At 37.7% G+C, this 10,275-nt stretch carries 9 protein-coding genes; 7 read left to right on the top strand and 2 right to left on the bottom strand.

All coding sequences use genetic code 11. The features are described from left to right. Window positions 1-4 precede the first annotated feature (4 nt). Window positions 5-85 (top strand): IS3 family transposase, encoded by an 81-nt coding sequence (locus NH288_RS11450; protein ID WP_414731760.1) that lies wholly within the window; start codon window positions 5-7, stop codon window positions 83-85. 133 nt (window positions 86-218) lie between these two features. Continuing rightward, complete coding sequence (locus tag NH288_RS10810) at window positions 219-1,829, top strand: glycoside hydrolase family 13 protein (protein ID WP_265215284.1); 1,611 nt, start codon at window positions 219-221, stop codon at window positions 1,827-1,829. Between the two features lie 421 nt (window positions 1,830-2,250). Here the strand turns inward: NH288_RS10810 and NH288_RS10805 are convergent, their stop codons facing one another. Further along, the gene (locus NH288_RS10805; protein ID WP_265215283.1) at window positions 2,251-3,336 is read right to left on the bottom strand and encodes a DUF4317 domain-containing protein; all 1,086 of its coding nucleotides are present in this window, start codon (window positions 3,334-3,336) and stop codon (window positions 2,251-2,253) included. Window positions 3,337-3,430: 94 nt separating this feature from the next. Then, window positions 3,431-4,075 carry a hypothetical protein gene (locus tag NH288_RS10800; RefSeq protein ID WP_265215281.1) on the bottom strand — a complete coding sequence of 215 codons (645 nt, stop codon included), beginning with the start codon at window positions 4,073-4,075 and terminating at the stop codon, window positions 3,431-3,433. 188 nt (window positions 4,076-4,263) lie between these two features. Here NH288_RS10800 and NH288_RS10795 point away from each other — a divergent pair, with 188 nt between their 5' ends. The 5 genes from NH288_RS10795 to NH288_RS10775 are packed head-to-tail and all read left to right on the top strand — an operon-like array spanning window position 4,264 to window position 10,062. Further along, on the top strand, window positions 4,264-5,595 hold the full coding sequence (locus NH288_RS10795) for a sugar ABC transporter substrate-binding protein (RefSeq protein WP_265215279.1): 1,332 nt from the start codon (window positions 4,264-4,266) through the stop codon (window positions 5,593-5,595). Between the two features lie 50 nt (window positions 5,596-5,645). Then, window positions 5,646-6,050 (top strand): hypothetical protein, encoded by a 405-nt coding sequence (locus tag NH288_RS10790; protein WP_106461398.1) that lies wholly within the window; start codon window positions 5,646-5,648, stop codon window positions 6,048-6,050. 6 nt (window positions 6,051-6,056) lie between these two features. Continuing rightward, on the top strand, window positions 6,057-8,072 hold the full coding sequence (locus tag NH288_RS10785) for an ABC transporter permease subunit (protein WP_265215277.1): 2,016 nt from the start codon (window positions 6,057-6,059) through the stop codon (window positions 8,070-8,072). Window position 8,073: 1 nt separating this feature from the next. Further along, window positions 8,074-8,967, top strand: a complete 894-nt coding sequence (locus tag NH288_RS10780) for a sugar ABC transporter permease (protein ID WP_106461400.1) — start codon at window positions 8,074-8,076, stop codon at window positions 8,965-8,967. A gap of 9 nt (window positions 8,968-8,976) precedes the next feature. After that, window positions 8,977-10,062 carry an ABC transporter ATP-binding protein gene (locus NH288_RS10775; protein WP_265215274.1) on the top strand — a complete coding sequence of 362 codons (1,086 nt, stop codon included), beginning with the start codon at window positions 8,977-8,979 and terminating at the stop codon, window positions 10,060-10,062. The last annotated feature ends 213 nt before the right edge of the window (window positions 10,063-10,275 follow it).

The following is a 10,275-nucleotide window of genomic DNA, read 5'->3' as shown; positions in this document are numbered from 1 at the left end:
ATATATTAGATGGTACAATGAGGATAGGATTAAAACAAAATTAAACGGAATGTCCCCTGTTATGTACAGATTACATTCCGCTTAAAATATTATTAAATTATTCCGTGTTTACGGGTTCAGGTCATTTCTATCCTCGTTTTTTAATATAAATATAAAACTAGAACTTTGACCTTGAATCGATTACAATGAAAAGGAAAGAAAAAACAAAGGAGATGAATATGAAAAAACATTGGTGGCATAAGACTACAATTTATCAAATATATCCAAGGTCCTTCATGGATTCTAACGGGGACGGCATGGGAGATCTTAAGGGAATAATCTCCAAGCTTGACTACCTCAAGGACCTAGGCATCGGGGCAATTTGGCTATCTCCAGTCTACAAAAGCCCTATGGATGATAATGGCTATGATATTTCAGACTACAGGGATATAGCAGATATCTTTGGTAATATGGATGACATGGATACTCTCCTAGCCGAGGCAAACAAGAGGGACATCAAGATAATCATGGACCTAGTTGTAAACCACACATCAGATGAGCACGCTTGGTTTATAGAAGCAAGGGATAATCCAGACAGCCCAAAGAGAGACTTCTATATATGGAGAGATGAGCCAAACTCATTAGAATCAGCCTTTTCAGGATCAGCTTGGCAATATGACGAAAAATCTGGTCAATATTACCTCCATTTATTCTCCAAAAAGCAACCAGACCTCAACTGGGAAAATGAGGACCTCCGCCATGAAATCTACGACATGATGAATTTCTGGATAGACAAGGGCATAGGCGGCTTTAGGATGGATGTAATCGACCTTCTGGGCAAGGTACCTGATGAGGAGATTAGAGAAAATGGCCCAATGCTTCACACCTACCTAAAGGAAATGAACGCATCTACCTTTGGAAAGTACGACCTACTTACAGTAGGCGAAACCTGGGGAGCAAGCCCAGAAATTGCCCAACAATATTCAAATCCAGACAATAAAGAACTATCAATGGTCTTCCAATTTGAACACATCGGCCTATCCCACGAAGAGGAAAAAGCAAAATGGTTCTACAAAAAAGACCTAGATGTGAAGAAATTAAAGGAAATTTTCGCCAAATGGCAGAATAAACTTGAACCAGGCAAGGGTTGGAACTCCCTATTTTGGGAAAACCACGACCTACCAAGAGTCCTATCCCTATGGGGAGATGAGGGAGTAAACCGAGTCAAATCAGCCAAGGCCTTCGCCATCCTCCTCCACCTAATGAGAGGAACTCCTTACATCTACCAGGGAGAAGAAATAGGAATGACCAACTATCCATTCAAGGACCTAAGCGATTTTGAAGACATCGAGTCAATAAATTATGCCAATGAGTGCCTAGAAAAGGGCGAAGACATGGCGGCAATCCTTGACAGGATATCAGTAATAGGCAGGGACAACGCCAGAACACCAATGCAGTGGGACGGCCGCAAAAACGCTGGATTTTCAAGCGCAGACAAGACTTGGCTAGCAGTAAATCCAAATTATAAGGAAATAAACGTAGAAAAAGCCCTAGCAGATAAGGATTCAATCTACTACACCTACAAAAAGCTAGTAGACTTGAGGAAAAATAATGATTGGCTAATATATGCTGACTTTGATCTAATAGAAACAGCAGATAAGGTATTTGCCTACTACAGAAGCACAGAAGATGAGAAATATTTGGTAGTAGTAAACCTATCAGGAGAAGAGCAAAACTTCGAGCTTAAGGATACCTACCAAGAAATAATAATTGCAAACATAGATGTAGAAGAAGTAAAAGAAAGAAAAACCCTAGCCCCATGGGACGCCTTCTGTGTGAAAATTAAATAAGCAAAAAACTAGTCAAGGTAAAATCTTGACTGGTTTTTTGGTAGAGATTTTGGGAAATAAGAGGGCTATATATAGAAGGGATTTTTAAAAATCACAAGCCACCCTTGCTTCGACCAAGGTGGAGAAGCCTAAAGATTTTGCAAGGCCTTAAAAAATATATAGAGCAAGCATTTGCTTTATTTTCCCAAGCCTTTGAACATAGAGACATATCGTGCTTGATTTTATCTTGTGATTTGAGTGTCCGTAATAGGTCTCTCGACAAGGCTCGAGACAAGGGGTAAAGAAGGAAGCTTGAAAAGCTTCCGACCATCGCTTGCTTCGAGCACAGAGACAAGCTCGTCGGCTTCAGGAGAGAAGCATATTAGAAACACTCATACTTTGCTATTTATTTAGCAGAAAGTAAAACTTTATTTTCAAATTATTAAAATTCTAACGATTTAGATAGCTTTATCCCATTTAAATCCATGCCTGTGGCTGGGATTAGGATGTAGGATTTGCCGTCTATTTTTTCTTCTTTGATTGTTGTGATTTCATCTTCTGGGATGGTGATTTTTATGCCGGTATCTGAGACTAGCTTATAGTCTTTGGCTAGGATGTTGTCTACTATTAGCTTGGTGTCTTCTTCTATTTCGACTTCCTTGCCGCCTAGGGATTCTAGGATTTCTTTGATTTCATCTTTTTCGAGTGTTGGGATTATCTCGCTTTCCTTGGCCTCTTCAGACATTTCTTTGAGCTTGTCATTGAGGCTTACCAGGTTTTTGATGGTTTTCTTATCTTCTAGGGATTCTTCGACTAGGATTTTGTAATAGTCTTGTTGGTAGTCTACCTTGCTTGGCATAGTACAGGCTAGGATTTCCTCTTCGAAGGCCTCGTCTCTTTTGCTGTTGTTTTTGACATAGTAGAGGCATTCGTAGATGTGGGCCTGCCTATCTGTGAAGGATGGGTATAGGAGGCCAAAGTCTGGGGCCTTGACTGTAGACTTGTTTTCGCTTTCGGAAAATTTCTTTTCTTCTTGGTCATAGATTAGCTTGGCTTTTGGACTTGCTGTCGGGCAGATGGCTAGGATGAAGAAGGAATATGTCTCTTCGCTATCGCCTGAATAAGAACCATCCTGGGCCTTTTCTATTACATCATAGACTCCGTGGCCTAGGATTATGGCGTAGTTGCCATCTGTCTGATAGGTCCCTCTTATTTTTTCTACGAGTTTATTTATATCTGTCTCTTCGTTATTTTTTGAGATTTGGTAGAAGAGTTCTTGCTGGGAATTTGTCTCATATTTGCCAGTAAATACTAGGTTTAAGAGATTTTTCTCAAGGGATCCTGACAGGGTTTTTTTGAAGATTTCATCATATAGGTCTTTTTCTCTGATGGTCAAAAGTCCATAGGCGAAGGCATCTTCAAAGATTATCTCGCCTTCCGCATTGATATAGTAAGTATAGATGGTATCAAGCCTTGATTGGTCTGGCCTGATTATTTTTTTGATTTCGTTTATTTCTTTTTTCTGCATGTTTCACCTCAGGATTAATTATACTATTTCTAGTCCGATCTGATCAGCTGGAATAAGAAAAATCGCCCCAGAATTTAATTTAGGGGCGATTTTTCTATCTTGGTGATATTTTGTAATTTATGCCATTTACAAGGCTTACCTCATAAGGGCTATCGCTGAAGTAGCCTTCTAGAAAGGCCAGGCGATGGGTGTGGTAGGTGGATTGTTCTTCTTTTAGGTTAAGATTTCCTTCTTGGATTTCGAAGGATTCATGGTGATCGTGGCCGTGGCCTCCCTCACATGTCGCTTCTTTTGATTTTTCCATGTCTATTTCCTCATCGTATTTAGAGTGGAGGTTGTTATTTGTGATTAGGTAGAGGCTTTCTCCATCTACCATGGCTGCTAGGCCCTGATCGCATGGCATCCCATCTAGGAGATAGTTGTTTAGGGCTTTAAATACTTGTTCAAAGCTTGAAAAGTCTTTGTCCTTGCCACACTCCTGTCCTAATTTGTATAATTTTTCATCAGGGTCTTTGGCTAATTTTAAGGCCTTTGCTAGCCTTGTTTCTACTATATCTATTTTTTCTTGCAAATATCCGTGGATATTTTCTTGGTCTAGAATTTCTTCTAGGGGTTTTGTTGAAACTGGATGTGGTTTTATATCTTGAATATGACCATCCATTAGGTATTCTGTAATTTTATCTTGGAATTTTATTTTTTCATACATCATATAATGGATGGGTCCGAGTGTTTTTGACATATTTTCTCCTTTGATTTTTCTTTGCTTTTATATTATAAGTTTGAATCTATAAAGATTCAAGCGGAATTTATTTTTTGAGTGAGTTAACAAACTAATATACTTAAGACAAATTTTTGACAATTTCGAAAATATAAGCTATAATATGGATATAAAGAATACGATTTCACTTGAAATCACAGGAGGAATACATGAAAAATAAGTTTAAGTCACTCATGGCTTTATCTTTAGCTGTTGTTCTTACAGCTTGTGGTGGAGCTAAGGATGCAGATAAGGGAGCAGATACTAAAGAAGCTGCTAATACCGATGCTGCTACAAAGTTAACAGTTCAAGCTGAAGAAGGTTGGGTAGATTATTACAAAGCTGCAGCAGAACGTGTTAAAAAACAATTCCCTAATGCAGATATCGAGATTAAAACAGTTGGTTCTTTTGACAACTTAGATATTATCGATTCTACAGATGCTACAAATGAAGACGTTGCTGATCTTTTTGCAATTCCTGCAGATAGACTTTACGGTTTACATGGTAATGACGTACTTGGCGCAATTGATTCTAAAAAACTTGCTGAAGAAATCGGTGGTTGGGATGACTTTGATAAGGGATTAGGTGGAAACTTCAATATAGATGGTGAATATTTTGCTTTCCCATTCAATATAGAAACACTTATCACTTATGTAAACTCAGCAAATGCTAAAGAAAAGAACGTAGACCTATCTAAACCTATCGAAATTGAAGATGTTGCAGATGAATCTACAGTTTTATTCCCATTATTTGATGCTTGGTACGGCGTTGCTGCTACTAACTCTTCAAATATCGAACTTCTTGGCAAAAAAGAAGACGGAACACTTTACTCAGACTTTACTAAAGAATGGGATGAGCTTGAACCAGAAAAACAAGCTACAGTTAAGGCACTTTTCGATTATTGGAAAAAACACAACGAAGCTGGCACACAATTATTTGATGCTGATGCAGGTTGGGGTTATATAGATGATACATTCAAACCAGGCAACGGCGGTGTTGCTAGACTTGGTGGACCATGGGATGCAGCTGCTATAGGCGAACAAGCAGGCGAAGGCAACCTAGAAATTCATCCAATCGGTCAACTAACATTGGCAGGCAAACCACTAACACACTGGCAAGGTGGTTGGGGACTTGCAATGAACGCTAGAATAGAAGAAGATGCTGACAAGGTAGCTCTTGCAGAAGCTATGATCAAAGAAATTGTTAACCCAGAATTTGCAGCAGACCTATACAAGGCTTCAGGTAAGATTCTTGAAAACGTACCAGTAGAAAAATATAAAGAAATGGATCTTTCAGATACAGACAAGAACATCATTGAAGCTACAATCGCTTCTTACAAAGAAGCTCCAGCTAGACCACTATTCAAAGAGTGGGGCGATGTTTGGGATACCTACAAAAATGCAATCCTATCTTGGAACTCTGTAAAACCAGCAGACGAAAAGGCAGCATATGCAGAAATAAAAGCTTCATTTGATTCAATGATGGCTAACTTTAACAAATAATTAAATTAAATAGAGGGTAATCCTTAGGGATTGCCCTTTATTCAAGTATTATGGATATAGCAAAAAAAAGAGAAAGATTTCTCTACCAGATACTCATAATATCAGCTCTTTTGATCCTAAACTTCTCGCTTGAGACAATGATGATGGCAAAAGACCCAGATATTTATAGTACAATCGCAAAAGTAAAGCAGGAGCTTACTTACGGAGATTACCTAAACGCACTAATATTTAACTTATTTATAAAGGTAATCAATCCAATAGTAATATCCCTATACACCTTTTTTACTATTAAAAAATACGGCATAAATATGTTTTATAAGATATTTTTTGGAGGAATGACTTTAATTGGAATAATTAATCACCTCCTACAATTCTCATTTGGCTCAGTATTTTATTATATAGGCCTAATACTCGATATAGCCCTATTAATAGTAATCACAAGGCAAGAAAGGTAAAAGAATATGACTTATGAAAAAAACCTTTATGATAGGAGGGGCCAGACTTATCCAAGAAAGAATCAATATATAATTGATCAAATCGAAGGCAATAATAAGTACTCAAAGGCTGACCACCCTTATAATAAAAAAGTTAAGGAATATAAAGAAGAGAAGAAAAAACTCTTAGATACAGCTATCAAAGAAGCAGTCAAAGATAATAGTTCTCATGGGGAGAAATACCTAAATCAACTTCATCAAAAAAGTCAGATTGCTAGTAAGATGAAAGACTTCTATGAGGCAAATAAGGAACTTTCTTATGACTCACTTCTTGATTACAAATTAAATGAACTAGACCTTGTTTCTATTCCAGAGATAATCAAACATGATTCATACCTAAAGGACCAACTAGCAAATGCTAACGAAAGATTAAAGAACCTAACAGATGAGAATATTAAGGCTGAAGCTAAATTAATCGAAGAAGATAGAGCTACCCTTAAGGAAAAATATGACAAAGACCTAAAAGATTTAGAAAAATCTTTCAAAGAAGGTCTGATCTCAAAGAAAGCCTACAAGGCAACCAAAGAACAATTAAAACAAAAATTCAAAGACCAAAATCTAAAAATTGACTACAGAAATCCAGAAAAATCTATCAAAGAAGAAATAGATTCTCTAAAGTACAAGATTAAACAAGATTACAAGCACTCAATGAAGATTTTGGAAGAAGATAGGTCTGACATCAGACGTAGGACACCAGTCGAAGTAGAAAACCAAAGTGCAATCAAATCCATTCTATCAGCACCTATTCCAGGGCTTGGCCAATTATTAAACGGCCAATGGCAAAAGGCAATAATGTTTTTCCTTGGAGCTTTATTTATCTATCTAATAGCCCTACCATATGCCCTAGGCTTCGGTAACTACCAAGGTCAAGGTATAGCAGGTCTAGTATCTTTAGCCCAAGGCGGCAAGAGACTAGATAGGTCAATCATCTTTATGATTGAGGGTGTACTTGCTATAGTATTTGTAGTACTTGCTATGGCAATATACGTATTTTCTTTTAAAGATGCCCACAAGACAGAAAAAGACCAGCTTAAGGGTATCAGACCAAACTCATTTTTTGAAACAAAGAAGATGATGAGAACAGATGGCTTCCCATATTTGATTTCAACACCAGCCCTACTAGTAATAATATTTATAGTAATGGTGCCAATTATCACAGCTATCCTAATTTCCTTTACCAACATGGACCCACAACACCAAAACAAATTTGAATGGATAGGACTAAACAACTACCTAACCATAGCAAAGGGTCAAGGTATAGCAGGAAAGGCCTTCTGGCATATCTTTGCTTGGACAATAATTTGGACCCTAGGTGCATCAACCTTAGCAATAGTCCTAGGCTTTGTCTTTGCTCTAATGGTAAATAACGAAAGAATTAAGGCTAAAAAGGTATTTAGGACAGTTTACCTATTGCCATGGGCAATACCAGCCTTCATCACAATCATGTTCTTCTCAATCATGACAAGCCGTGGTGGTGTAATAACAGAGGCGATAAACTCGGTCTTTAATTTAAGCTTAGATATCAAAAATAACACAGTTCAAACTAGAACTGCCCTCATACTCCTTCAAGGATGGTTGGGTCATTCTTACATCTTCCTACTCACAACAGGAGTGTTACAAGCCATTCCAAAAGACCTCTACGAAGCTGCAAGTATAGATGGAGCAACAGGTTGGCAAGCTACAGCCAAGATTACAATTCCACTTGTACTCTTCCAAATAGCACCAATGCTAATTAACCAATATACATTTAACTTCAACAACTTCTCAATAATTTACCTATTTAACGGCGGTGGACCTTTCAATCCACAGGTTTATGGTAACTTAGCGGGATCAAGTGATATTTTGATTTCATACATTTATAACTTAACTATGAATAGTCAGTACCAAGCTATAGGTGCTGCCATAACTGTATTTATTTCAATCTTACTTATAGTTATTTCCTTCATAGGTTACATGAAATCATCAGCCTTTAAGGAGTATTAATATGGCAAAGAAAAATAAAAACAAAGACTTATATTTATCTGACCTCCAGCCCTTATCAGCTGCAGGTAAGCTAGCCTTAGGTATATCATATTTAGTCTTATTTATATGGGCGGCCATCATTCTTGTACCCCTTGCCATAATGGTAATTTCATCATTTAACGGCAACCAAGGCCAATATATATCTATGACTAGTAAGTTCGTATTCTCACTTGACAACTTTAAGTTTTTATTCCAAAAAACTCAATTTGTCAGATGGGTAGTAAATACACTAAAGATAGCAACAGCAACAACAGCCCTAACCCTAATCTTTGTATCCTTTACAGGCTATGCCTACTCAAGATTCAGATTTAAGGGTAAGAAGGCATCATTAATCACAATCATGCTAGTACAAATAATCCCAGCCTTTGCAGGAATTACTGCCTTCTATGCCATCCACACAATCATATCAGGTATAGTGCCAGTATTCTCCCGCTCAATGATGCTGATATTGATTTATTCAGGTGGAGCAATAGCAGGTAACACCTTTATCCTAAAGGGCTACCTAGACTCAATTTCACCAGAGCTAGACGAGGCAGCAAGAATAGATGGTTGTTCAAACTTCCAGGTCTACAGGCTAATAATCATGCCACTTGCAAGACCAATGCTTGCAATCATAGCCCTTCAATGTTTCATAGGACCATTCCTAGATTACATGATGCCAAAGATACTTCTAACAAATCCAGCTGACTACACCTTGGCAACAGGCTTATTTACACTAATAAGCGATATGAGAAATATGAATCAGCCAGCCTTCGCAGCAGGTGGATTCTTATCAGCCATACCAGTAATGCTCTTGTTCTTGTTCTTACAAGATGAGCTAGTAGGTGGATTGTCATCAGGTGCAGTTAAGGGATAGGAGAGAAAAATGCGCGTAACATTAGATAATTTAGGAAAAAAATACGAAGGTAGAGATAAATTTACCATCAGAAATATAAATCTTGAAATAGACGATAAGGACTTTTGTGTAATCCTAGGTCCTTCAGGTTGTGGTAAATCAACCTTAATCAGAATGATAGCAGGACTAAACTCAATAACAGAAGGAACCCTATCATTCAACGATAAGATAATGAACACAGTAGAGCCAAAAGATAGGGACATAGCCATGGTATTCCAATCTTATGCTCTTTACCCACACATGACAGTATATGATAACATGGCCTTCTCATTAAAGATGAAAAATGAGAGAAAAGAAGTAATCGACAAGAGAGTCCAAGAAGCTGCAGAAATCCTACAGCTAAAAGACTACCTCTACTCAAGACCAAGTGATATCTCAGGTGGTCAAAGACAAAGGGTAGCCCTAGGCCGTGCTATAGTAAGGAAACCATCAGTATTCCTAATGGATGAGCCCCTATCAAACCTAGATGCCAAACTAAGAGAGCACATGAGGGTAGAAATAGTAAGAATCCATAACCAACTAGATACAACCAGTGTCTATGTAACCCACGACCAAACAGAAGCCATGACCATGGCCACAAAAATCGTCCTTCTAGATAAGGGAATCATCCAACAAGTAGGAGCCCCAGTAGAATTCTACGAAAGACCACAAAACCTCTTCGTAGCAGGCTTCATCGGATCTCCAACCATGAATATCATAGAAGGAAAAGTAGAAAATGGAATGTTCGTCAATAACTCTGGCCAAATGAAAATAAAAGCCAACGACAAAGACTCAGCAGTCCTTAAAAACTACGAAGGCAAAAAAGTCTACCTCGGCATCAGAAGCGAGAGATTTATAGCAGAAGATAGAGACTACAATACAGTAGAATCCAACATCGAAGTAATAGAAATGCTAGGAAAAGAACAAATAATCTATTCAAAGATGGCAGATGGCACAAACTTAGTAATAAGCCAACCAGGCCACCTAGAATACAATATAGGAGATGACACAAAATTCTCCCTAGATCCAGAAGCCCTACACTTCTTCGATGGTGAAACAACAGAAAGAATAAACTAGAAAAGATGGGGCTGTTGCAAAAGTCCTAACATAGAAAAAGACGAGGAAATTAAACATCCTCGTCTTTTTCTGATACAATGTATTTGTGAAACAAAATAGTAATACATCATCATTAACTAATCTTACACTAGTTGGTGATACAATTCAATTAAAATTAAACTTTAACACAGAAGTATACATCCAAGATGACATAAAACTAAGGCTTGTAAAAAA

The organism is Anaerococcus sp. NML200537, from assembly GCF_026131715.1.
Lineage (GTDB): Bacteria > Bacillota > Clostridia > Tissierellales > Peptoniphilaceae > Anaerococcus > Anaerococcus kampingae.
Note: the sequence above shows the minus strand (reverse complement) of the source record. Positions and strands in the feature narration are given on the sequence as shown.